General features: G+C 69.8%; 20 protein-coding genes. 17 read left to right on the plus strand and 3 right to left on the minus strand.

Features of this window, described 5'->3' with window-relative positions; translation table 11 throughout:
- The first annotated feature begins 2 nt into the window (after positions 1 to 2).
- The 10 genes from Mth01_RS15035 to Mth01_RS15080 all read left to right on the plus strand — a co-directional run bounded on the left by Mth01_RS15035 (position 3) and on the right by Mth01_RS15080 (position 10,949).
- Positions 3 to 755 carry a YebC/PmpR family DNA-binding transcriptional regulator gene (locus Mth01_RS15035; protein WP_204016470.1) on the plus strand — a complete coding sequence of 251 codons (753 nt, stop codon included), beginning with the start codon at positions 3 to 5 and terminating at the stop codon, positions 753 to 755.
- 46 nt (positions 756 to 801) lie between these two features.
- Positions 802 to 1,974 (plus strand): GNAT family N-acetyltransferase, encoded by a 1,173-nt coding sequence (locus Mth01_RS15040; RefSeq protein WP_239089675.1) that lies wholly within the window; start codon positions 802 to 804, stop codon positions 1,972 to 1,974.
- Between the two features lie 81 nt (positions 1,975 to 2,055).
- The gene (ruvC, locus tag Mth01_RS15045; protein ID WP_204016511.1) at positions 2,056 to 2,619 is read left to right on the plus strand and encodes a crossover junction endodeoxyribonuclease RuvC; all 564 of its coding nucleotides are present in this window, start codon (positions 2,056 to 2,058) and stop codon (positions 2,617 to 2,619) included.
- A complete protein-coding gene (gene ruvA / locus Mth01_RS15050) occupies positions 2,616 to 3,239 on the plus strand; it encodes a Holliday junction branch migration protein RuvA (protein WP_204016471.1) in 624 nt (207 codons plus the stop codon). The genes ruvC and ruvA overlap by 4 nt, the downstream gene beginning before the upstream one ends.
- A 7-nt stretch (positions 3,240 to 3,246) precedes the next feature.
- Positions 3,247 to 4,296, plus strand: coding sequence for a Holliday junction branch migration DNA helicase RuvB (ruvB, locus tag Mth01_RS15055; RefSeq protein WP_204016472.1), 1,050 nt, complete (start codon positions 3,247 to 3,249; stop codon positions 4,294 to 4,296).
- 309 nt (positions 4,297 to 4,605) lie between these two features.
- Positions 4,606 to 4,971, plus strand: a complete 366-nt coding sequence (yajC, locus tag Mth01_RS15060) for a preprotein translocase subunit YajC (RefSeq protein WP_204016473.1) — start codon at positions 4,606 to 4,608, stop codon at positions 4,969 to 4,971.
- A gap of 115 nt (positions 4,972 to 5,086) precedes the next feature.
- Entirely contained in the window at positions 5,087 to 6,841 is a 1,755-nt protein-coding gene (gene secD, locus Mth01_RS15065) for a protein translocase subunit SecD (protein WP_204016474.1), read from the plus strand.
- Positions 6,841 to 7,902, plus strand: a complete 1,062-nt coding sequence (gene secF / locus Mth01_RS15070; RefSeq protein WP_204016475.1) for a protein translocase subunit SecF — start codon at positions 6,841 to 6,843, stop codon at positions 7,900 to 7,902. Before secD ends, secF begins: the two co-directional genes overlap by 1 nt.
- Before the next feature lie 90 nt (positions 7,903 to 7,992).
- Complete coding sequence (locus tag Mth01_RS15075; RefSeq protein ID WP_204016476.1) at positions 7,993 to 8,499, plus strand: adenine phosphoribosyltransferase; 507 nt, start codon at positions 7,993 to 7,995, stop codon at positions 8,497 to 8,499.
- Between the two features lie 269 nt (positions 8,500 to 8,768).
- Positions 8,769 to 10,949 carry a RelA/SpoT family protein gene (locus Mth01_RS15080; RefSeq protein ID WP_239089681.1) on the plus strand — a complete coding sequence of 727 codons (2,181 nt, stop codon included), beginning with the start codon at positions 8,769 to 8,771 and terminating at the stop codon, positions 10,947 to 10,949.
- A gap of 288 nt (positions 10,950 to 11,237) precedes the next feature.
- Here Mth01_RS15080 and Mth01_RS15085 read toward each other — a convergent pair whose 3' ends face one another.
- The gene (locus tag Mth01_RS15085) at positions 11,238 to 12,467 is read right to left on the minus strand and encodes a DUF349 domain-containing protein (RefSeq protein WP_204016477.1); all 1,230 of its coding nucleotides are present in this window, start codon (positions 12,465 to 12,467) and stop codon (positions 11,238 to 11,240) included.
- Between the two features lie 62 nt (positions 12,468 to 12,529).
- On the minus strand, positions 12,530 to 13,378 hold the full coding sequence (locus tag Mth01_RS15090) for a peptidylprolyl isomerase (RefSeq protein WP_204016478.1): 849 nt from the start codon (positions 13,376 to 13,378) through the stop codon (positions 12,530 to 12,532).
- 205 nt (positions 13,379 to 13,583) lie between these two features.
- Between Mth01_RS15090 and Mth01_RS15095 the strand changes: the two genes are divergently transcribed.
- The 3 genes from Mth01_RS15095 to aspS are packed head-to-tail and all read left to right on the plus strand — an operon-like array spanning position 13,584 to position 17,310.
- Complete coding sequence (locus tag Mth01_RS15095; protein WP_204016479.1) at positions 13,584 to 14,276, plus strand: MBL fold metallo-hydrolase; 693 nt, start codon at positions 13,584 to 13,586, stop codon at positions 14,274 to 14,276.
- Positions 14,276 to 15,532 carry a histidine--tRNA ligase gene (gene hisS, locus Mth01_RS15100; RefSeq protein ID WP_204016480.1) on the plus strand — a complete coding sequence of 419 codons (1,257 nt, stop codon included), beginning with the start codon at positions 14,276 to 14,278 and terminating at the stop codon, positions 15,530 to 15,532. The genes Mth01_RS15095 and hisS overlap by 1 nt, the downstream gene beginning before the upstream one ends.
- A complete protein-coding gene (gene aspS / locus Mth01_RS15105; RefSeq protein WP_204016481.1) occupies positions 15,529 to 17,310 on the plus strand; it encodes an aspartate--tRNA ligase in 1,782 nt (593 codons plus the stop codon). Before hisS ends, aspS begins: the two co-directional genes overlap by 4 nt.
- 174 nt (positions 17,311 to 17,484) lie before the next feature.
- Here aspS and Mth01_RS15110 read toward each other — a convergent pair whose 3' ends face one another.
- Positions 17,485 to 18,384 (minus strand): peptidylprolyl isomerase, encoded by a 900-nt coding sequence (locus Mth01_RS15110; protein ID WP_204016482.1) that lies wholly within the window; start codon positions 18,382 to 18,384, stop codon positions 17,485 to 17,487.
- Positions 18,385 to 18,736: 352 nt separating this feature from the next.
- Here Mth01_RS15110 and Mth01_RS15115 point away from each other — a divergent pair, with 352 nt between their 5' ends.
- From Mth01_RS15115 to alaS, 4 genes are all read left to right on the plus strand, one after another.
- Positions 18,737 to 20,056, plus strand: a complete 1,320-nt coding sequence (locus tag Mth01_RS15115; RefSeq protein WP_239089676.1) for a replication-associated recombination protein A — start codon at positions 18,737 to 18,739, stop codon at positions 20,054 to 20,056.
- Positions 20,057 to 20,175: 119 nt separating this feature from the next.
- Complete coding sequence (locus Mth01_RS15120) at positions 20,176 to 20,592, plus strand: DUF948 domain-containing protein (protein WP_204016483.1); 417 nt, start codon at positions 20,176 to 20,178, stop codon at positions 20,590 to 20,592.
- Positions 20,589 to 20,888 (plus strand): hypothetical protein, encoded by a 300-nt coding sequence (locus tag Mth01_RS15125; RefSeq protein WP_204016484.1) that lies wholly within the window; start codon positions 20,589 to 20,591, stop codon positions 20,886 to 20,888. Before Mth01_RS15120 ends, Mth01_RS15125 begins: the two co-directional genes overlap by 4 nt.
- Before the next feature lies 1 nt (position 20,889).
- Positions 20,890 to 23,562, plus strand: a complete 2,673-nt coding sequence (alaS, locus tag Mth01_RS15130; protein WP_204016485.1) for an alanine--tRNA ligase — start codon at positions 20,890 to 20,892, stop codon at positions 23,560 to 23,562.
- Positions 23,563 to 23,570 lie beyond the last annotated feature (8 nt).

A 23,570-nucleotide genomic window follows, 5' to 3' on the forward strand; every position in this document is an offset into this window, starting at 1 on the left:
CGATGTCCGGCCACTCCAAATGGGCGACGACCAAGCACAAGAAGGCCGCGCTTGATTCCAAGCGCGGCAAGCTGTTCGCCAAGCTCATCAAGAACATCGAGGTCGCCGCCAGGACCGGTGGCCCCGACCCGGACGGCAACCCGACGCTGTTCGACGCGATCCTCAAGGCCAGGAAGAACTCCGTTCCGATCGAGAACATCGAGCGGGCGCGCAAGCGCGGCGGCGGACTGGAGGCCGGCGGCGCCGACTGGCAGACCATCATGTACGAGGGGTACGGCCCCGGCGGCGTCGCGATCCTGATCGAATGCCTCACCGACAACCGCAACCGCGCCGCCTCCGAGGTCCGCGTCGCGCTCACCCGCAACGGCGGATCCCTGGCCGACCCCGGCTCGGTGTCGTACATGTTCAACCGCAAGGGCGTGGTGATCGTCCCGAAGGGCTCGCTGAGCGAGGACGACGTGCTCGTGGCGGTCCTGGAGGCGGGCGCCGAGGAGGTCAACGACCTCGGTGAGAACTTCGAGGTCGTGTCCGAGGCGTCCGACCTGGTCCCGGTGCGCAAGGCGCTGCAGGAGGCCGGCATCGACTACGAGTCGGCCGAGGCGAGCTTCCTGCCGACGCTGAACGTGCCGCTCGACGAGGAGGGCGCCCGCAAGGTCTTCCGCCTCGTCGACGCACTCGAGGACAGCGACGACGTGCAGAACGTCTGGGCCAACTTCGACGTCGGCGACGACATCATGGAGAAGCTCGAAGTCTGATACCCGTTGGCGGGCCCGGCGCCGGACCACGTAGCATGTGCCGCTTGTGGAGATTCGTGAGCTGAGCCCCGGCGACCTGGACGCGGTCCTCGACAACCGCAAACGTGCATTCGGCCCGATCTCGGCACGGGATGCCGAAATCTGGCGTGAGATGGTCACGCCGATGTTGCCGGAGGGGCGCTATCTCGGTGTCTTCGACGGATCGAGGCTGACGGCCACCGCCCGGGTGAACCCGTACACCCAGTGGTGGCACGGGCGGCCCGTCTCCATGGGCGGCGTCGCGAGCGTGACCGTGGCTCCGGAGGACCGGGGCCGTGGCGTGGGCGGGCGGCTCATGCGCGCCGTCATCGACCGCTGCGCCGAGTTGGGACACGCCGTCTCCGCGCTCTATCCGGCCACCACGCCGATCTACCGCGGCCTGGGCTGGGAGCACGCCGGCGCGCAGTTCATCGCCACGTCGCCGGCCGAGGCGCTGCGCACGCTGCGCGGCGGCCATGGGGGCGGGGACGCCAAACTGCGCCGCATGGGCCCGGAAGACGCCGGCGAGCTCAGGTCCGTGCTGTCCCGGGTCTACGCCGCCACCCGTGCCTGCGGCCCACTGGTCCAGGACGAGCGCACCTGGCGGCTCTGGCTCGCCGACGAGGACGACTTCTGCTACCTCGCCGACGACGGTTACGTCATCTACCGCTGGAGCGGCAGGGACATCCAGGTGGACAACCTCGTGGCCGGATCGGAGGCCACGGCACGGGCACTGTGGTCGCTCGTCGGCACCGCCTCCTCGATCGCCGAGTCGGTCAGGGCGTGCGTCGAGCCGTACGACCCGGTCCTGTGGCTGCTGCGGGAGCGGTCGCACGACGAGGTGACGCAGACCCGATGGATGCTGCGCGTGATCGACCTGCCGGCCGCCGTCGAAGCGCGCGGTTACCCGCCCGGCGTCTCGGTCGACGCCGTCATCGAGGTCGAGGACCCGCAGCGCCCCGCCAACGCGGGGGTCTGGCGGCTGTGCGTCGAGGCCGGCACGGGCTCCGCCGAACGGCTGGACGGTACGGCTCCGGCCGCCGCCGCGAGGTTCACCATCGGGAGCATGTCCGCGCTGTTCGCCGGGATCCCGGCGGCCACGCTCCGCCGCACCGGCCGCCTCGCCGGCGGTTCGCCGGAAACCGACTCCGCTCTTGACGCGGCCTTCAACTGCTCTGCGTACATGATTGACTACTTCTGAACCGCGCACGATAGAGTGCGATGCCGAACATGCGTTCGGCGGAGGTGCGAGAGAGGCGGTCGGCGGGTGCGGGTGACTGCGCTGCGGGTGCTCGGGGTGGATCCGGGGTTGACCAGATGCGGCCTCGGCGCCGTCGAGGGCCGCCCCGGGGCGCCGCTGAGCCTCGTGGCCGTCGGTGTGGTGCGCACTCCCGCCGACGACGACATCGGGCCCCGCCTCGTCGCGATCGAGGCCGGGATCGAGCAGTGGCTGGACGAGGTCCGGCCCGACGCGGTCGCGGTGGAGCGCGTGTTCGCGCAGCACAACGTCCGGACCGTGATGGGCACGGCGCAGGCGGCGGCGGTGGCGATCGTCTGCGCGGCGCGGCGGGGCCTGCCGGTCGCCCTGCACACCCCCAGCGAGGTCAAGGCGGCGATCACCGGCAACGGCAACGCCGACAAGAAGCAGGTCGGCGCGATGGTGACCCGCCTGCTGCGGCTCGAGGCCATGCCCCGGCCGGCCGACGCGGCCGACGCGCTCGCGCTGGCCATCTGCCACGTGTGGCGGGGAGGCGTACAGAACCGCCTGGCCGAGGCGCTCGCGCAGGCCCGTTCTGGTAGGACTGTGCAATCCGGGACCGGGCAGTCGAAGGGAGCGCGGAGATGATCGCATCCGTGGCGGGGCCGGTGGCGGCGGTCGGGCCGGACCACGCGGTGATCGAGGTGGGCGGCGTGGGCGTGCTCGTGCACTGCACGCCGGGGACGCTGGCGGGCCTGCGCCTCGGAGAGCCCGCGCGGCTGTCCACCACGCTGGTCGTGCGCGAGGACTCGCTCACGCTGTACGGCTTCGCCACCGACGACGAGCGCAGGGTTTTCGAGATGCTGCAGACGGCGAGCGGCGTCGGGCCGCGACTCGCCCTGGCCATGCTCGCGGTGCATGCCCCTGACGCCCTCCGGGTCGCCGTGGCGGGCGGCGACCTGAAGGCGCTGACCATGGTGCCGGGCATCGGCCAGAAGGGAGCCCAGCGCATCGTGCTCGAGCTCAAAGACCGGCTCGGCGTCCCCGAAGGGGCGCTCACCGCTGCCGCCCATGGCGGCGGAACCGGCGGGGCCCCATGGCGAGAGCAGGTCCACTCGGGGCTGGTCGGGCTCGGCTACTCGGCCAAGGACGCCGACGAGGCGGTGGCCGCCGTGGCGCCCGAGGCCGAGTCCGCTGCGGCCGCGGGGCGCGCTCCCGACGTCGCCGCGCTGCTGAAGTCCGCCCTCCGTGCCCTGAGCGTCAGGTGAGGCGTCCATGAGCATCGAGCGTGATCTCGTTTCCCCGGAGCCCGAGGGCGATGAGCGGCTGATCGAGGCGGCGCTGCGCCCCAAGCGCCTCGACGAGTTCATCGGGCAGGGCCGGGTCCGCGAGCAGTTGTCGCTGGTGCTGGAGAGCGCGCTGCGCCGCAGCCGGCCGCCGGACCACGTGCTGATGAGCGGGGGACCCGGGCTGGGGAAGACGACGCTCGCCATGATCATCGCGGCCGAGCTGGGGGCGCCGCTCCGGATGACCTCGGGACCGGCGCTGGAACGCGCGGGCGACCTCGCCGCGATCCTCTCCACCCTGTCGGAGGGCGAGGTGCTGTTCGTCGACGAGATCCACCGCATGGCCAGGCCGGCCGAGGAGATGCTCTATCTCGCGATGGAGGACTTCCGGGTCGACATCGTCGTCGGCAAGGGGCCGGGGGCGACCTCGATCCCGCTGGACATCGCACCGTTCACACTGGTGGGAGCGACGACACGGGCCGGGCTGCTGCCCGCGCCGCTGCGCGACCGGTTCGGCTTCACCGCGCACATGGACTTCTACGAGGTGGACGAGCTCGAACGGGTGCTGCACCGCTCGGCCCGGTTGCTGTCGGTCGAGCTCCCTCCGGAAGGCGCGCACGAGATCGCCCGCCGGTCCCGCGGCACGCCCCGGATCGCCAACCGGCTGCTGCGGAGGGTGCGCGACTTCGCCGAGGTGCGGGTGGAGGGTGTGATCACCCGGGATGTCGCCGCCGCCGCGCTCAACCTGTACGAGGTGGACGCGGAGGGCCTCGACCGGCTCGACCGGGCGGTGCTCGACGCGCTGCTGCGGAAGTTCGGGGGCGGTCCCGTGGGACTGTCCACCCTGGCCGTCGCGGTGGGGGAGGAGCCGGAGACGGTGGAGGTCGTCGCGGAGCCGTTCCTCGTCCGGCAGGGCCTGCTGGCCCGCACCCCGAGAGGCCGGGTCGCCACCGCGTCGGCGTGGATGCATCTCGGCCTGACTCCGCCTCCTGACGCCTTCGGCGCCGGAGTGATCCCGGGACTGCTCGACGGCGCCTGAACGTCCTTCTCCGTGCGGGTGCGAAGCCGTACATCCGGGGAATGAAAGGCACTGCAGGGGGCGGCGCAAGCCGGACACCCGCGATGTGACGCCGGGTTGGGGTCACAGAACGATTGCAAAGGCCGCGAAAGCGGAACTTTCCCGTGTGCCAGATCGTGTGTTCGTTGCCGGGCTTTGAACGGCTCGCATACACTGCGTGGCTTGACTGGCCGCTTACGCCGACGCCCTCGGCGTACCGCCGGCCACGCGGAACGCGCACACAACCTCCGGCGTCACGCCGGCTCATCACCTAATGGAAGGGTGGCCCCCGTGGAAGGCCTTGGGACGTTCGTGCCACTGATCTTGCTGGTAGTGGTGTTCTACTTCCTCCTGATCCGCCCGCAGCGCAAGCGGCAGCAGGAGACGCTCCGGATGCAGAGCTCGCTCACTCCGGGTGCCCGGGTCATGACCACGACCGGCCTGTTCGGGACCATCACCGGCATCGAGGACGACGATGTCATCCTGGAGGTCGCGCCGGGCGTGGAGACCCGCTGGGTCAAGGCGGCGATCGGCAGGGTCGTCACCCCGGTGGAGGAAACGCCGGAGGGCCTGCCGCCGATCGAGTCGGCCACCGATTCCGCGGCCGACACTTCCGACACGGGGAAGGGAGACGACACGAGCAGCAAGCAGTCCTGAGTAGGCTGATCGCACATCCTTTGACGGAAAGAACTGACCACCAGTGGCCCCACCGAAAAGTAGCCAGAGCAGGCCGGGACGAACACTCCTGACGCTCCTGGCGCTCATCCTCGCCATGGGCGCGACGGTCGCGCTCCAGAAGGCGTTCGTCCCCAAGTTCGGCCTCGACCTCGCGGGTGGCACCACGGTGACGCTCACCCCGGTCACGCTGGACGGGAAGGCTCCCTCGCAGGAGTCCCTCGACCGGGCCGTCAACATCATCCGCGCCCGCGTCAACGGCACCGGCATCTCGGACGCCGAGGTCGCCAAGGCCAATGAGAACATCGTGATCCAGATCCCGGGTGTGGGTCAGTCTGAGGCGCTGAAACTCGTCTCGACCACCGCCGAGCTGCGGATGCGGCAGGTGCTCGCGATGGCTCCGGCGAAAATGGAGCCCCAGCAGCTGCCCACTGAGGCGCCGGCACCGGACCCGGGCATGAGCCCGAGCACGATGCCGAGCGCCGCGCGCAAGCCGAGCGGAGCCCCGAGCGGCGGCCCCGGCGCCACGGCGTCGACGACGCCGGCCGGCCGCGCGCTGGCCTCGGCGCTGACCGCTCCCACCCCGTCTCCGGCGGCCAGGACCGGGCACCGAGCCGGTGCGAGGTCGGGAGCGAAGGGCGGCGCGAAGCGCGGGGCCGGATCCGACAGCGGATCGGAGGGCGGACCAGCCGCCGATGCGGGGGGCGGGGCGACGCCCAGCGCTCCGCCCAGCCCCGAGTCCGCCGACGACCCCCTGGCCGGTCAGGACACCAGCGGCATCGATCCCGCCCTGCTGACGGAGTTCCGCAAGATCGACTGCACCGCCAAGAACCGCGGCCAGGGCGCGCAGGACGACCCGGACAAGCAGATCGTCGCCTGCAGTGACGACGGCACCGCCCGTTACATCCTCGACAAGGCCGCCGTACAGGGCACCGAGATCAGCGGAGCCACGGCCGGCACCGACCCGACCACCGGCGAGTGGATCGTCCAGGTCAGCTTCAAGTCCAAGGGCGCCTCGCAGTTCGCCGACATCACCCGGCGGATCACCAGCCTCCCCGCTCCGCGCAACCAGCTCGCGAACGTGCTCGACGGCGTCGTCGTCGTCGCACCGACGATCGAGGAGGCCATCCCGGGCGGCAGCGCCCGCATCTCCGGCAGCTTCAACCAGGTCACCGCGACCGAACTGGCCGACCAGCTCAAGTACGGCGCGCTGCCGCTGAAGTTCAAGCAGGGGTCGGTGGAGTCGGTCTCCTCGACACTGGGTCAGGACCAGTTGCGCGGCGGTCTCATCTCGGGCGCGCTGGGCCTGCTCGTGGTCGTGATCTACCTGTTGCTCTACTACCGGGGCCTCGGCGTGATCGGCGTGGCCAGCCTCGGCTGCGCGACGATCGTCACCTACCTCACCGTGGCCGTCATCAGCTACAACGCGGGATTCCGGCTCTCGCTGCCGCACATCGTCGGCCTGGTGGTGTCGATCGGCATCACGGCGGACTCGTTCATCGTCTACTTCGAGCGGGTCCGTGACGAGATCAAGGAGGGCCACCGCACCCTGCGTTCGGCGGTGGAGGTCGCCTGGCGACGGGCACGGCGTACGATCCTGGTCGCCGACGCCGTCATGTTCATCGCCGCCGTGGTGCTGTACTTCCTCGCGGTGGGCGGCGTCGCCGGTTTCGCGTTCGCGATGGGCCTGACCACGCTGATCGACATCGTGGTGGTGTTCCTGTTCACCAAGCCGTTGATGACGATCGCGGCGCGGCTGCGGTTCTTCGCCAAGGGCCACAAGCTGTCCGGACTCGACGCGGAGCGCATGGGCCGCACCAGCCCCGCCGAGCAGACCCTGCAGGAGGCGTGATGCCGGGAGTGATCAGCCGCCTCTACCGCGGCGACATCGACATCGACTTCGTCGGCAAGCGCAGGCTCTGGTACGGCCTGTCGGCGTTCCTGATGGCCGTCTCCATCCTCGGTGTCCTGATCCACGGGCTCACGCTGGGCGTCGAGTTCCAGGGCGGGTCGGTGCTCGACTTCGCCCGCACGCCGGGCTCCAGCGTGGAGCAGGTACGCGAGACCGTGCGGGACATCGTCGGGCACGACCCCATCGTGCAGGAGGCCGGCCGCAACTGGCGGGTCACCACCCAGAGCCTCGACGGCGACGAGGTGTCCAAGGTCCAGACGGCCGTCGCCGAGCGGTTCGGCGTCCGGCAGGAGCAGGTGAGCTCGCAGGTCATCGGCGCGACCTGGGGTGGTGAGGTCGCCCACAAGGCGTGGATCGGCCTGGCGGTCTTCATGCTCGCGATCATGCTCTATCTGTCCGTGGCCTTCGAGTGGCGGATGGCGCTGGCGGCCATCGTGGCGCTCGTGCACGACCTGGTCATCACCGCCGGCGTCTACGCCTGGACGGGCTTCGAGGTCACCCCGGCGACCATGCTCGGGTTCCTCACGATCCTCGGTTACTCGCTGTACGACGCGGTCGTCGTCTTCGACATGATCAAAGAAGTGACGGGCAATCTCGGCGCGAGCGCCAAGATGACCTACACGCAGGCCGCCAACGACGCGCTGAGCCACACGCTGATCCGGTCGCTGAACACCTCGCTGACCGCGATCCTGCCGGTGGCGGCGATCCTGTTCGTCGGCACCACGCTACTCGGCGCCGGCACGCTGAAGGACCTGTCGCTGGCGCTGTTCGTCGGCATGGTCGTCGGCACCTACTCGTCTCTGTGCGTGGCCACGCCGATCCTGGTGACCCTCAAGGAGCGCGAGCCCAAATGGCGGGCCCTGGCCAAGCGGGTGGCCGCCAAGCAGGCCTCCGCAGCCAAGGCGGCCGCGGCCGCGGTGCGTGACGACGGTGCGGCCCCGGCGGCCGTCGCGGGGTCCCGCAACGTCACGATCACCGACGCCAAGCGCAGGAAGCGCTGACCGACTCGAGGAGCGTCTCACGCGTTCCCCGCGCCCCGCGGCCCGGCCAGGGTCGCGGGGCGCGCGCGTAGGTGCCCTAATGTTGGCGTCGTGACAGATTGGACGGCGCTCATCAGAGACGTTCCCGACTATCCGAAGCCGGGGATCCTTTTCAAGGACATCACCCCGCTGCTCGCCGATCACGCGGGGTTCACCCAGGTCGTGGACGAGCTCGCGGACGGCCTGGCGTTCGACAAGGTGGTGGGGATCGAGGCGCGGGGGTTCATCCTCGCCGCGCCGGTGGCCTACCGCAGCGGCGCGGGCTTCGTCCCGGTACGCAAGAAGGGCAAGCTTCCCGCCGACACCCTCGAGGCGTCCTACGAACTGGAGTACGGCTCCGCGGCGATCGAGGTGCACGCCGACGCGTTCAACCCGGGGGAACGGGTCCTGATCGTCGACGACGTGCTGGCCACCGGCGGCACCGCCGCCGCGACGGTGGAGCTGGTCAGGAGGGCGGGCGCGGAGGTCGTCGCGGTGTCGTTCCTGATGGAGCTGTCCGTCCTCGCGGGCAGGGACCGGCTGCCCGGGCTGGACGTCCGTACGCTGGTCAGCGTCTGACTCGGCAGGCCGCGCCGATACACTGAGGGAATCTGGACTCGACGTGAGGAGTCTGTGTGCACCGTGATGTGGTCGTGCCCGACGGCGCGAGGGCTGATCGCGACGCGGTCTCGCGCGACACCGCCGAGTCCGCCGTCTCAGACCCCGCTGCCGCCGCCGTGCCCGCAGCCGAGGAACGCGCCACGGCCGAAGAGGCCTCGTCGCGAGATGAGAGACCCGCCCCGGCGACGCGGCGCAGGCTCTCCCGTTTCGGGGGGCAGTGGGGTGCGGTGAACCCCGTGCTCGAGCCGCTCTTCAAAACGGTCCGGGCGACCCATCCCAAGGCCGACCTGCGTCTCATCGAACGCGCCTACGAGGTCGCCGCCTACCATCACCGTGATCAGAAGCGCAAGAGCGGCGACCCGTACATCACGCATCCGCTCGCCGTGGCGACGATCCTCGCCGAGCTGGGCACCGACGACGAGACGCTGTGCGCGGCGCTGCTGCACGACACCGTGGAGGACACCGCCTACAGCCTCGACGAGTTACGAGCCGATTTCGGCGACAACATCGCGCTGCTCGTCGATGGTGTGACCAAGCTGGACAAGGTGAAGTTCGGCGACGCCGCGCAGGCCGAGACCGTGCGCAAGATGGTCGTCGCGATGTCGCGCGACATCCGCGTGCTGGTCATCAAGCTCGCCGACCGGCTGCACAACATGCGCACGATGCGCTACATGCCCGAGCACAAGCGGCAGCAGAAGTCCCGGGAGACGCTGGAGATCTTCGCACCGCTGGCCCACCGGCTCGGCATGAACACCATCAAGTGGGAGCTGGAGGACCTCGCGTTCGCCATGCTCTACCCCAAGCGGTACGACGAGATCGCCCGGATGGTGTCCGAGCGCGCGCCGCGGCGCGACCTGTTCCTGCAGGACGTCATCGAGCAGGTCTTCGCCGACCTGCGCGAGGCCAAGATCAAGGCGACGGTACGGGGCCGGCCCAAGCACTACTACTCGATCTACCAGAAGATGATCGCGAAAGGCCTGGCCTTCGACGACATCTACGATCTGGTCGGCATCCGCGTCCTGGTCGACACGGTCCGCGACTGCTACGCCGTGCTCGGAACGATCCACGCGCAGTGGCGGCCGGTGCCGGGACGGTTCAAGGACTACATCGCCATGCCCAAGTTCAACATGTACCAGTCGCTGCACACGACGGTCATGGGACCTGAGGGCAAGCCGATCGAACTGCAGATCCGCACGCACGCCATGCACAACCGCGCCGAGTACGGCGTGGCCGCGCACTGGAAGTACAAGGAGGAGATGTCGGCCTCAGGGCCGGCCAAGATCAAGCAGGTCAACGACATGGCCTGGCTGCGGCAGCTCCTCGACTGGCAGAAGGAGACCGCCGACCCGGGGGAGTTCCTGGAGTCGCTGCGCTTCGACCTGTCGGTGTCGGAGGTGTTCGTCTTCACTCCGCGCGGACAGGTGATCTCACTGCCGGAGGGCGCCACCCCGGTGGACTTCGCCTACGCCGTGCACACCGAGGTCGGCCACAGATGCATCGGGGCCCGGGTGAACGGCCGGCTGGTCCCGCTGGAATCCCGCCTCGGAAACGGCGACACCGTTGAAATCTTCACGTCCAAGTCGCAGGACGCCGGGCCGTCCCGCGACTGGCTGAAGTTCGTCAAGAGCGGCCGCGCCCGCAACAAGATCCGTCAGTGGTTCTCCAAGGAGCGGCGCGAGACCGCGATCGAGGCGGGCAAGGAGGCCATCGGCCGGGCGATGCGCAAGCAGGGCCTGCCGCTGCAGCGGCTGATGTCGGGCGAGGCCCTGCTGGCCCTGGCGCGTGACCTGCACTACGTCGACGTGTCGGCGCTCTACGCCGCCGTGGGAGAGGGCCACGTCGGGGCCCAGTCGGTCGTTGAGAAGCTCGTACAGGCCGTGGGCGGCGTCCAAGGGGCAGAGGAGGACATCGCCGAGGTCGCGCTCCCCACGAGGCTCACAGGGCGCGCGGGGGCCCATGCCAACGCCGGCGTCATAGTGGCGGGCGATCCCGACGTGTGGGTACGGCTGTCGCGGTGCTGCACCCCGGTCCCAGGCGACGAGATCATCGGTTTCGTCACCCGCGGGCACGGGGTCTCGGTGCACCGGACCAACTGCCCGAACGTCGCCCAACTGAACACACAGCCGGACCGCCTGGTGGAGGTGTCCTGGTCGCCTGGGGGCGACTCGGTCTTCCTCGTCGCCATCCAGGTGGAGGCGCTGGACCGGCCCCGGCTGCTGTCGGATGTCACCCGGACCCTGTCCGACCAGCACGTCAACATCCTGTCCGCGTCGGTGGCGACCAGCCGGGACCGGGTGGCCATCAGCAAGTTCACCTTCGAGATGGGCGACCCCAAGCACCTGGGCCACGTGCTCAAGGCCGTGCGGGGCATCCACGGCGTCTACGACGTCTATCGCGTCACCAACTGACCGACCCCCATGGGTGATCTCGCACCCATGGGGGTGGTTCTCGCCTCGCACCCATGGGGCGTGATCTTGCAGTTTCTCGCAGCGACCACCGCTGGCCTGCCCTGATACACGTCGTGATCTTGCATTTGCAAGATCACGAGAATCGTTTGCGCAAGTGGGTGGCGTCGGCTGCGAGTTTCTGCAAGATCACGAAGTGATAATGCGCAGGTCAGCCACCCTCCATGCGAGTAACTGCAAGATCATGGACGGGGTGGGTGCGTGGACGGGGCTCAGGTCACGGGACACGACCTAAGAGAACTCGGCGAGCGTGCGCTCGGCCTCCAACAGCCAGGAGCGGCGGGCGGCGATGGCCTCCTCGGTCTCCTTGACATCCTTGTCGCGGCCGGCGGTCTGGGCCTTGGCGAGCCGTGTCTCGAGCTGGTCGATCGACCTGCGCAGCTGGTTGACGGTGTCCTGAGCGCGTGCCCTGGCCTCGGGGTTGGTGCGCTTCCACTCCTGGTCCTCGGCCCGGCGGACGGCGTCGTCGACCTTGCGCAGGCCGCCCTCCAGCCGGTCGCGCATGTCACGCGGCACCGGCCCGGCGGCCTCCCAGCGCTCGAGGATGCCGCGCAGCGCCCCCCGGGCGGATCGGACGTCGGTGACCGGCAGCAGGCGCTCGGCCTCGGTCAGCAGAGCCTCCTTCACCTCGGCGTTGGCCGCGAACGAGGCGTCCCGCTCGGCGAACGCCGCCGACCTGGCCTGGAAGAACTGGTCCTGGGCGCCCTTGAACCGCGCCCACAGCTCGTCCTCGACATCCCGGGACGCCCGACCGGCGGCCTTCCACTGCCGCATCAGCTCGCGGTAGGCCGCCGCGGTGCCGGTCCAGTCGGTGGAGGCCGCCAGCGTCTCGGCCTCGCCCACGATCCGTTCCTTGGCCGTGCGCACCGCGTCGCGCTGCTCGTCCAGCGAGGAGAAGTAGGCCTTACGCCGCTTCGCGAACGCCGTACGCGCCGCGGACAGCCGCTTCCACAGCGTCGCCTCGGTGGCGCGGTCGATCCGCTCCGCCGCCTTCCACTCCTCGATGAGCTGGCGCAGCCGCTCCCCACCGGACTTCCAGTGGGTCGCCTCCTCGGCGATCCGCTCGGCCTCGGCGACGATCCGTTCCTTGGTCTCCCGCGCCTGGGTACGGGCCTGCTCGCGGGCGGCCCGCAGCTCCTCGCGGCGTCGGCCGACCAGCTCGCTCAGCGCCGTCAGACGCTGCTCGAGCGATCCCAGGTCTCCGACGGCGTGGGCCCCGGCCACCGCCTCCCGCAGCTTGGCGATGCTCGCCTCGGCCTGCGCCGGCGCCAGATCGGTCTCGCGCATCCGCTGCTCGAGGAGCTGGACCTGCCCGGCCAGCTCGTCGAACTTGCGGTGGAAGTAGGCCAGGGCCTCCTCCGGTTCACCGGCCTGCCAGGACCCGACGGCCCGTTCTCCCTCAGCCGTACGCACGTAGACGGTGCCGTCATCGTCTACCCGGCCCCACGGGTCGGTGCTCACCGTGTCCTCCCGCACTTGAATCAGCCTCCAGGGCCCGATATCGCCTTGGTGTAGTAATTACGTCAGCTCTTGCCAGTGATTGTCACGTCTTTGATTTCCACTGGCTGCTTCGGGGCACCGGTGCCGCCATCGCCGCCGACGATGCCCTTCTTGGCGACCTTGTCCACGATTTCGAGTCCTTTGGTCACCGTACCGAAAGGTGTGTAGCTCGGGGGCAGCCCGGTGTCCCCGAACACGATGAAGAACTGGCTGCCGTTGGAGTTGGGACCGCTGTTGGCCATGGCCACGACGCCCCGCGTGTATTTGGCGCCCGCGAGGTTCTCGTCGGCGAACCGGTAGCCGGGGCCGCCGGTGCCGTCGGTCGGGTTCTTGCCGTCGGCCTTGGCCAGCGGGTCGCCGCACTGCAGGATCGGGAAGTCCTTCGTGCCCATGCGGTGGCACTTGGAGTCGTCGAAGTAGTCCTTCGACGCCAGGTACCGGAACGAGTTGACCGTGCAGGGCGCCTTCTCGGTCTCCAGTTTGACGTCGATGTCCCCGAGGCTCGTCTTGATCTTCATTGTCGCCGGAGCGGTGCTGACCTTCGTCGGAGGCATGCCGACGTCCTTGACCTGACCGCTGCCCTTGTCGGCGACGTACCCGCACATTCCGGTCGCCGGGTCGTACGGCTTGGGCTCCTCGACGGCGGCGACGGGGCTCTGCTTCGGAGCAGGTTCCTCGCGGTCGATCAGCGTCGCGGCGGCCACGCCGCCGCCCACCACGACCACGACCGCGGTCGTGGTGCCGATGACGGCGTTGCGCCGCGCCTTGCGCTGGCGTTCGACTCGTGTCTTCATCTGCCGCTCGTGGTGCTCCCGGGCGAGCTGCCTGCGCCGGTCCTTGCCGGTGGCCACTTCGACCTCCCTGTTTCCCATGGTCGTACGCTCAGTGCCGCCTCGCCGGAGCGGTGGTGGTTGTATAGCATCCGGCTCGACTGCTCCAAGAATGACTATTGAGGTGGGCGAATCGTATCGGCTGACGGGCGTGGGTTCGCAGCCTGCCGACCCGCACCGGTACCCTTCGGTTACATTCGCTCGCGTAATCCTTGATACATCCTCATCAGATGCAGAGGCCGCTTCCGTGCTCGTCGCCGGGTTTCCCGCAGGGTCGTTCCAGACCAACTGCTACGTCGTCGCTCCCGCTCCGGGCGAGGAGTGCGTGATCGTCGATCCAGGTCAGGACGCCGTCGAGGGTCTCGACGACCTCCTGCGCGAACACCGTCTCAAGCCCGTCGCGGTGCTGCTCACCCACGGTCATATCGACCATATGTGGTCTGTCGTCCCGGTGTGCGGCGCCCGTGACGTACCCGCCTGGATCCACCCCGACGACCGCGACCTGCTGTCGGACCCGGCGAAGGGGTTCCCCGGCCCGGCCCGGCAGATGTTCGGGGGGCTGGAGTTCGGCGAGCCCGACGACGTCAGGGAACTGTCGGACGGCGCCGTGATCGAGCTCGCCGGCCTGGAGCTCACAGTCGACCACCGGCCCGGCCATACCAGGGGGTCGGTGACGTTCCGGACACCCCTGCAGGACTCACAGGGAGAGGATTCCCCGGTCCTGTTCTCGGGTGACCTGCTCTTCGCCGGCTCCATCGGCAGAACCGACCTTCCCGGCGGGGACCACGCCGTGATGCTCCGCAGTCTCGCGAAGACGATGACGTTGCCGGACGACACCGTGGTCCTGCCCGGTCACGGACCACAGACGACCATCGGCCGCGAACGCGCGACCAACCCCTTCCTCGGGGACGTCGCGGCAGGCCCGAGCAGGGGATTGTGATGAATTTTCAGGCGCCCAAGGGCACCTTCGACTGGATGCCGCCGCGTTCGGAGACCGTGCTCGCCGTGCGCGACGCGCTGGCCGGGCCCGCCCGCCGCGCGGGGTACGGATACGTCGAGACGCCCGCGTTCGAGGACACCGGGCTGTTCTCACGCGGTGTCGGCGAGTCGACCGACATCGTCACCAAGGAGATGTACACGTTCACCAGCCGGGGCGGGCAGTCCCTGACGCTGCGCCCCGAGGGCACGGCCAGCGTGGTGCGCGCCGTGATCGAGCACGGACTGTACGGCGGACCGCTGCCGATCAAGCTCTGGTACTCGGGCAGCTTCTTCCGCTACGAGCGGGCGCAGGCGGGCCGCTACCGCCACTTCTCCCAGGTCGGCGCCGAGGCGCTGGGAGCCGAGGACCCGGCGCTGGACGCCGAGCTGATCGTGCTGGCCATGGACGGCTACGCCTCGCTCGGCCTGCGCCACGTGCGGCTGCTGCTCAACTCGCTGGGCTGCAGGGAATGCCGCCCGGCCTACCGGGCCGCGTTGCAGGACTTCCTGCGCGCGCTCGACCTCGACGAGGCGACCCGGCAGCGGATCGAGATCAACCCGCTGCGGGTGCTCGACGACAAGCGGCCCGAGGTCCGCGCCCAGTTGGCCGGCGCGCCGCTGGTGACCGATCACCTCTGCGGGGCGTGCAAGGCCTACCACGAGGAGGTCCGGGGCCTGCTGGCCGCGGCGGACGTGCCGTACGAGGACGATCCCCGGCTGGTCCGCGGTCTCGACTACTACACCCGCACGACCTTCGAGTTCGTCCACGACGGGCTGGGCGCCCAGTCCGCCGTCGGCGGCGGCGGCCGCTACGACGGGCTGAGCGAGATGATCGGCGGCCCGCAGCTGCCCGGCGTCGGCTGGGCGCTCGGCGTGGACCGCACCGTGCTCGCGCTGGAGGCCGAGGGGCTGCTCGCCGAGCCCGCCGGACGCGTCGACGTGTTCGCGGTCCCGCTGGGCGAGGAGGCCAGGCGGCGGATCTTCCCGCTGGTCGCCGCGCTGCGCCGGGCCGGTCTCGCCGTCGACATGGCCTTCGGCGGCCGCGGCGTCAAGGGCGCCATGAAGGCCGCCGATCGCAGCGGCGCCCGCTACGCCGTGATCCTCGGCGACCGCGACATCGAGGCGGGAGCCGTACAAGTGAAGGACCTGACCACAGCCGACCAGACCGCGGTGCCGCTCACCGAGGTCGTCGACGTCCTGAAGGGAAGACTCTCGTGATCCGCACCCACGAAGCAGGGACGCTTCGTAAGGAGCATGCCGGCCGGCAGGTGACGCTGGCCGGATGGGTGGCGCGCCGGCGCGACCACGGCGGCGTCGTGTTCATCGACCTGCGTGACGCCTCCGGCTCGGCGCAGGTGGTCTTCCGTGAGGAGGATCACGCCCACGACCTGCGCTCGGAGTACTGCGTGAAGGTGACGGGCGAGGTCCGGCTCCGCCCGGCGGGCAACGAGAACCCCGACCTGCCGACCGGCGACATCGAGGTCGTCGCCACCGAGGTGACGGTGCTGAGCGAGTCGGCCCCGCTGCCGTTCCCGATCGAGGGCACGTCCGGTGTGTCGGAGGAGGCGCGGCTGAAGTACCGCTACCTCGACATCCGGCGGCAGGGGATCGGCGACGCGCTGAAGATCCGGTCCCAGGCGACCTACCTCGCCCACGACGTCATGCGTGAGCGTGGCTTCGTGTACGTCGAGACGCCCACCCTGACCCGATCCACGCCCGAGGGCGCGCGCGACTTCCTGGTGCCCGTACGGCTCCAGCCGGGCAACTGGTACGCCCTGCCGCAGTCGCCGCAGCTGTTCAAGCAGCTGCTCATGGTCTCCGGCCTGGAGCGCTACTACCAGCTCGCCCGCTGCTTCCGCGACGAGGACCTGCGCGCCGACCGGCAGCCTGAGTTCACCCAGATCGACATCGAGATGTCCTTCGTCGACCAGGACGACGTGATCGAGCTGGGCGAGGCCCTGATCGGGCGCATCTGGAAGGAGACGCTCGGCTACGAGCTGCCCTCGCCGCTGCCCAGGATGCCCTACGCCGAGGCGATGGCCAGGTACGGCTCGGACAAGCCGGACCTGCGGTTCGGCGTCGAGCTGACCGATCTGACGGAGTACTTCGCGAACACCGCCTTCCGGGTGTTCCAGCAGCCGTACGTGGGCGCCGTCGTCATGCCCGGCGGCGCCTCGCAGACCCGCAAGGAGCTGGACGGCTGGCAGGAGTGGGCCAAGTCACGCGGCGCCCGCGGCCTGGCGTACGTGCTGGTGCAGGAGGACGGCGGCCTCGGCGGCCCGGTGGCCAGGAACCTGTCCGAGGCGGAGCTCGCCGGGCTCGCCGAGGCGACGGGCGCGCGGTCCGGGGACGCGATCTTCTTCGCCGCCGGTCTGCCCGGCCCTTCGCGGGAGCTGCTCGGCGCGGCCCGGTTGGAGATCGGCCGCCGCTGCGATCTGATCGACGAGTCCCGGTGGTCGTTCCTGTGGGTGGTCGACGCGCCGATGTTCGAGCCCGTCGTCGACGAGGTCGGCCGTCAGACCGGCTGGACCGCCGTCCACCATCCGTTCACCGGACCGAAGCCCGAGTGGGCCGAAAGCTTCCAGGACACCCCGGGCGAGGCCCTGGCGTACGCCTACGACATGGTCTGCAACGGCATGGAGATCGGCGGCGGCTCGATCCGTATCCACCGGGCCGAGATGCAGCAGCGCGTGTTCGACGTGCTCGGCATCTCCAAGGAGGAGGCCGAGAGCAAGTTCGGCTTCCTGCTGGAGGCGTTCAAGTACGGCCCGCCGCCGCACGGCGGCATCGCCTACGGCTGGGACCGGGTCTGCATGCTGCTGTCGGGCGGCGAGTCGATCCGCGACGTGATCGCGTTTCCGAAGACGGCGTCGGGCTACGACCCGCTCACCGGGGCTCCCACGCCGATCACGGGCGAGCAGCGCAAGGAGGCCGGCGTCGACGCCAAGCCCAAGGGTGAGACTCCCGCCCAGCCCACCCCCACCCCCGGCGCGTGATCTTGCGAGAACATCGTTCGTGATCTTGCAGTTCGGATGCGACTGCAAGATCACGAACGACGGAAGCCCTGCTCGGATGGCCCGCATGCGAGTTACTGCAAGATCACGAAGGGTGTTTGCGCAGCTCATCGCCCCCGCTTGCGAGAATTCGCAAGATCACCACGGGGGTTGGGGTCAGGAGACCGTCAGGTCCTTGATCAGCACGCGGGTCTTGGGGGCGTTGGAGCCGCCGTCCTCGTTGGTGATGTCGCCGCCGTCGGGGAAGACGATGACACCGCCCTTGGCCACCTTGTCGATGATGTCGAGCCCCTCGCTCACAATTCCGAAGACGGTGTAGTCAGCGGGAAGCTGGCCGTTCTCATCGGTGTAGGAGAACACGAACTGGCTGCCGTTGGCGTTGACCGCGTCCGGCGACTGGGCCAGGAACACGGTGCCGCGGGCGAGGGGAACTCCGATGTTCTCGTCGTCGAACAGGTAGCCGGGACCGCCCGTGCCGTCGGTCGGGTTCTTGCCGTCGCCCTTGGCCTGAGGGTCGCCGCACTGCAGTAGGCCGAGGCCGTTGGACTCCATGGTCGTGAGGCGGTGGCAGACGGTGTTGTCGAAGAAGTTCTTCTCGGCCAGGAACGCGAAGGAGTTCAGCGCGCAGGGCGTCGCCTCGGCGGACACGTTGATCACAATGTCGCCGAGGTTCGTCCTGAGGGTCATCTTGGTCGCCTTGATCACCGACCGGGTGAGCCGCTTCGGCGGGTAGCCGACGAGCTTCGCGGGGCTGCCGGTGTCGTCCTTTCGGTACTGGCAGCTGATCTGCCGAAGGTCGGTGGGGCGCGCGCTGGGCGTGGCTTCCGGCAACTCGGTCTCGGTGACCGAGGGTCCGGCCGACGGCGCGGCGCTCGGGCTCTCCCCGCCCGACGCCTTGTCACTCGTGCCGCCGCACGCGGCCAGGCCGCCGACGAGCGCGAGCACGCTGAGGCCGACTCCGAGACCCAGGCCGACGCGCGAGGGGCCGACACGAGGGGTGGTAGTACGCCTGGCCGTGCGCGAAGCCGGCTGCTTCTGCCGATCAGTGTCGGTCACCGCTTTGCCTTTCCTTTTACCTTCTATGACGATTTCGGATCGTCACTCTAGTCGTGATCGCGTTCGCTTCGTGTAAAGCGGGGGCATCGTGGGTATTACTACTCTTTTGCAGTAAACTGCCCCTCCCTCCGTCTGATCTTCCGGCGAACCGTCCGCCGCGCCGCGGCGTAATCAGGGCGGAAACCCGTCCCGAGCACTCGCTCAAGCCCCACCAGGAGCAGTGAAGTCGTTCCTGTCGTCGCCGTCTCGGCCGCCTCCGTCGTGCTCGCCCTGGCCGTCGGCTACTACGTCGTACGGCTCGGGCACAGCGGAGCGACGGCGGTCTGGGGTGGGTGACGGTAGTGTCGGCGATGTGGAGAGCCTGTTCGATTCGGCGGCCGAGGAGGCCCACCGCGGTCAGGAACCGCTGGCGGTGCGGATGCGTCCGCGCGGCCTGGACGAGGTGATCGGGCAGCGGCACCTGCTGGGCCGCGGCACCCCGCTGCGGCGGCTCGTCGAGAGCGACGCGCCGATGTCGCTGTTCCTGTGGGGGCCTCCGGGGACCGGCAAGACGACCCTCGCCTACGTGGTCTCGGGCGTCACGAAGCGGAGGTTCGTGGAGATCTCCGCGGTGTCGGCGGGCGTGAAGGACGTGCGCGCCGCGATCGACCAGGCCCGCCGCGAGCTGGGCATGACCGGCAGGCAGACCGTGCTGTTCGTCGACGAGGTTCACAGATTCAACAAGGCGCAGCAGGACGCGCTGCTGCCCGCCGTGGAGAACCGCTGGGTCACGTTCATCGGCGCGACCACCGAGAATCCGTTCTTCTCGGTGATCTCCCCGTTGCTGTCCCGCTCGCTGCTGCTCACGCTCGAGTCGCTGACCGAAGACGACATCCGGGCCGTTCTGGAGCGCGCGGTCGCCGACCCGCGTGGCCTCGGCGGGCGGGTCACCCTGCGGCCCGACGCGCTCGACCAGCTCGTACGGCTCGCCGGAGGCGACGCCCGCCGCTCGCTCACCTACCTGGAGGCCGCCGCGCTGCTCGTGGACGGCGGCGCGGGCGAGGTCACCGTCGACGTCGTGGAGCGGGCGGTCGACAAGGCGGCCGTACGCTACGACCGCCAGGGCGATCAGCACTACGACGTGGTCAGCGCGTTCATCAAGAGCATGCGCGGCTCCGACGCCGACGCCGCGCTGCACTACCTGGCCCGGATGGTGGAGGCGGGGGAGGATCCGCGGTTCATCGCCCGCCGGATCGTGATCTTCGCGTCCGAGGACGTGGGCATGGCCGACCCCACCTGCCTGCAGACCGCGGTCGCCGCCGCACAGGCCGTGGACTTCATCGGGCTCCCGGAGGGGCGGATCAACCTCGCGCACGCGGTGATCCACTGCGCGCTCGCGCCCAAGTCCAACGCGGTCGTGAAGGCCATCGGCGCCGCCTGCGACGATGTACGGCGCGGCAGGATCGGATCGGTCCCCGCCCCTCTGCGTGACGCGCACTACCCCGGTGCGAAGAAGCTGGGCCACGGGAAGGGCTACCAGTACCCGCATGACTTCGAGCACGGCCTGGTCAAGCAGGACTACGCCCCGGAAGAGTTGCGGGACCGCCGCTACTACGAGCCGACCGGCCACGGGGCCGAGGCGCGCTACGGCGAGCGCTGGACGAAGATCAGGGCCTTCCTCCGCGGCGAGTGAAAAATCCGCCAAGTGTGTGGCGAGGATCGGCGGGCAACGCGTTCGCGGTAGGGTCTGGTGCCCTGACCGACAAGATCTGCCCTCGGCTGATCAAGTAAACGAACTAGGGAGATCGGCGCATGCTGAGCGCGGGAGAGCTGGCGGGTCTGCTCGTCGCCGTCTTCTGGGCGATTCTGGTCTGCTTCCTGGCCGTCGTGCTGGTGAAGCTGACCAGACTGCTGAACGAGACGACCAAGTCGGTGGCCGAGCTGAGCGAGCGCCTGGCACCGCTGCTCGACGACATGGGCCGGACGGTCTCCGAGGCCAACCGCAGGCTGGTGGAGACCGAGGCCATCACCGACAACGCGCGCGCCGTCAGTGGCGATCTGGTGAAGATAACCGGCGTCGCGTCCGCGCTGTTCGCCACTCCGCTGATCAAGATCTCCGCGCTCGGGCACGGCCTGCGCGCCGCGATCGCGGCGCGACGCGGGGGCCCGGTGTCCGTACCGGCTCCCCGGCAGGGCGACCGGTCACCGGCCCGGAGGGGGCGCGGGTGATCCGGCGCCTCTTCTACATGGCGCTGGGAGCGTGCCTGGCGGTCTGGGTCATGCGTAAGCTTCAGTCATTGCGGCCCGAGCACGTCGCCCGGCGCGCGGCCGGCCGCGCGGTGACCCTCGCCGACCGGCTCAGGGAGTTCGCCGGGGAGGTACGGCGGCACGCGGCGAGCAGGGAAAGTGAGTTGCGGGCCGAACTCGGGCTCGGCAGTGTTAACCGAATCAGCAGTGTTGACAGGAGCGGCGCCGTCGACGGGATCGGCGCCCACGGAAACGACGACGCAAAGGATGGCCGCTGAAATGGAGTCGGCAGAGATCGCCCGCCGCTTCCTGCGCTTCTTCGAGGAGCGCGGGCACACCATCGTGCCCTCGGCCAGCCTGGTCGCCGAGGACCCGACGCTGCTTCTGGTCAACGCGGGCATGGTCCCGTTCAAGCCCTACTTCCTGGCGCAGCAGAAGCCGCCCTATCCGCGGGCGGCCAGCGTGCAGAAGGTCGTGCGCACGCTCGACATCGACGAGGTCGGCAAGACGACCCGGCACGCCAGCTTCTTCCAGATGCTGGGCAATTTCTCCTTCGGCGACTACTTCAAGGAGCAGGCGATTCCGTTCGCCTGGGAGTTGCTCACCCGGCCGGAGTCCGAGGGCGGTTTCGGCTTCGCCGAGGACCGGCTCTGGGCGACCGTCTACCTGGACGACGACGAGGCCGTGGACATCTGGCACGGGAAGGTGGGCCTGCCGCTCGAGCGCATCCAGCGGCGCGGCCTCGCCGACAACTACTGGCACATGGGCGTGCCGGGTCCCGGCGGGCCGTGCTCGGAGATCTACTACGACCGCGGCCCCGAGTACGGTCGTGAGGGCGGTCCGATCGCCGACGAGAACCGTTACCTCGAGGTGTGGAACCTCGTCTTCATGCAGGAGCAGTTGGCCACCGTCCGCAACAAGGTCGACTTCGACATCAGCGGCGAGTTGCCGGCCAAGAACATCGACACCGGCATGGGCCTGGAGCGCATGGCGGCGATCCTGCAGGGCGTCGACAACATCTACGAGATCGACACGACGTACAAGATCCTCGATCGTGCCGCCCAGCTGACCAGGTCCCGCTACGGCAGGGACAATCGCGGCGACGTGTCGCTGCGGGTCGTGGCCGACCACATGCGCGCCGGTGTGATGCTCGTGGGCGACGGCGTGCTGCCGTCCAACGAGGGCCGCGGTTACGTGCTGCGCCGCATGCTCCGCCGGGCGATCCGCAACCTCCGCCTGCTCGGCGCCGGCGAGGAGCGGTACATGCACGAGCTGACCGCGGTGACCATCGACGCCCTGGGTGAGCAGTACCCCGATCTCAAGGCGGACGCGGCGAACATCCACACGGTCATCGACGCGGAGGAGGCGTCCTTCCTCGGCACGCTCCGCACCGGTACCGCGATCTTCGACGCGGCGGTGGAGGAGACCAAGCGGAAGGACAGGGCCGTTCTGGGCGGCGACCAGGCGTTCCAACTGCACGACACGTACGGCTTCCCGATCGACCTCACGCTCGAGATGGCGGCCGAGCAGGGCCTGCAGGTCGACGAGGAGGGCTTCCGGCGGCTCATGCAGGAGCAGCGGGACCGGGCCAAGGCCGACGCGGCGGCGAAGAAGACCGGCAACGCCGACATTTCGGTCTTCACGAGCATCCTGGAGAAGTCCGGCAGGGTCGACTTCCTGGGCTACGACCACATCGTGGCCGAGGCCGGCGTCATCGGCCTGCTCGTCGACGGCCTCGCCGTACCGGCCGTGGGCGCCGGCGTGACGCTCGAGGTCGTCCTCGACCGCACGCCGTTCTACGCCGAGGGCGGCGGCCAGCTCTCCGACCAGGGGGTCATCCGCACCGAAGGCGCCGAGATCGAGATCAACGACGTCCAGTCGCCGGTCGCCGGCCTGATCGTGCACCGTGGCAAGGTACGCACCGGTGAGGTCCGCGTCGGCGACCAGGCGCACGCCGAGATCGACCTGGAGCGGCGCCGCGCGATCTCCCGCAGCCACACCGCGACCCACCTCGTCCACCGCGGCTTCCGCAACGCACTCGGGGAGTCGGCGGCGCAGGCGGGCTCGGAGAACTCGCCGGGCCGCTTCCGTTTCGACTTCACCGCGGCCGGGGCCGTACCGCCCAGCGTGCTGCGCGACGTCGAGGACGAGGTCAACGCGATCCTGATCAACGACCTCAAGGTCAACGCCTTCTACACCAGCCAGGCGCAGGCCCGCGCGATGGGCGCGCTCGCGCTGTTCGGCGAGAAGTACGGCGACGAGGTCCGCGTCGTCGAGGTCGGCGACTACTCCCGTGAGCTGTGCGGCGGCACCCACGTCGCGAGCTCCGGCCAGCTCGGCCTGGTCAAGGTGCTCGGCGAGGCGTCGATCGGCGCGGGCGTGCGCCGGGTCGAGGCGCTGGTCGGCCTCGACGCGTTCCGGTTCCTCGCCCGCGAGAGCGTGCTGGTCGCCCAGCTCAGCGAGCAGCTCAAGACCCGCCGCGAGGAACTGCCCGAGCGGATCGAGGGCATCGTCACCCGCCTGCGCACCGCGGAGAAGGAGCTCGAGCGGCTGCGGTCGGCGCAGGTGCTCGCCGCCGCCGGCGAGCTGGCCGCCGGTGCCCGTGACATCCATGGGGTCTCCGTGGTGGCGCACCGCGCGCCTGATGGCACCTCCCCGGACGACCTGCGTAAACTCGCCCTCGATGTGCGCGGCCGGTTCCCGGGCGACCGCGCCGCGGTCATCGTGGTGGTCGGCATCCCCTCTGACCGACCGGTCGTCGTGGCCGCGGTCAACGAGGCGGGACGCGAGCGCGGTCTGAAGGCCGGTCGGCTCGTCGGCGTCGCCGCCAGGACACTTGGGGGTGGCGGTGGCGGTAAGGACGATGTGGCGCAGGGCGGCGGAACCCGTCCGGAGGCGGTCGGCGACGCGCTTCGCGCGGTCGAGGAGGCCATCTCCTCGTCCCTTGGCTGACGGCGGTC

Origin of the sequence: Sphaerimonospora thailandensis, from assembly GCF_016863115.1 — a bacterium.
Classification (GTDB): domain Bacteria; phylum Actinomycetota; class Actinomycetes; order Streptosporangiales; family Streptosporangiaceae; genus Sphaerimonospora; species Sphaerimonospora cavernae.

Coding starts and splice junctions, on each gene's coding strand:
- Mth01_RS15035 (WP_204016470.1), top strand. CDS start 3: ATGTCCGGCCACTCCAAATGGGCGACGACCAAGCACAAGAAGGCCGCG.
- ruvA (WP_204016471.1), top strand. CDS start 2,616: ATGATCGCATCCGTGGCGGGGCCGGTGGCGGCGGTCGGGCCGGACCAC.
- ruvB (WP_204016472.1), top strand. CDS start 3,247: ATGAGCATCGAGCGTGATCTCGTTTCCCCGGAGCCCGAGGGCGATGAG.
- secD (WP_204016474.1), top strand. CDS start 5,087: ATGGGCGCGACGGTCGCGCTCCAGAAGGCGTTCGTCCCCAAGTTCGGC.
- secF (WP_204016475.1), top strand. CDS start 6,841: ATGCCGGGAGTGATCAGCCGCCTCTACCGCGGCGACATCGACATCGAC.
- Mth01_RS15090 (WP_204016478.1), bottom strand. CDS start 13,378: ATGGGAAACAGGGAGGTCGAAGTGGCCACCGGCAAGGACCGGCGCAGG.
- hisS (WP_204016480.1), top strand. CDS start 14,276: ATGAATTTTCAGGCGCCCAAGGGCACCTTCGACTGGATGCCGCCGCGT.
- Mth01_RS15120 (WP_204016483.1), top strand. CDS start 20,176: ATGCTGAGCGCGGGAGAGCTGGCGGGTCTGCTCGTCGCCGTCTTCTGG.
- alaS (WP_204016485.1), top strand. CDS start 20,890: ATGGAGTCGGCAGAGATCGCCCGCCGCTTCCTGCGCTTCTTCGAGGAG.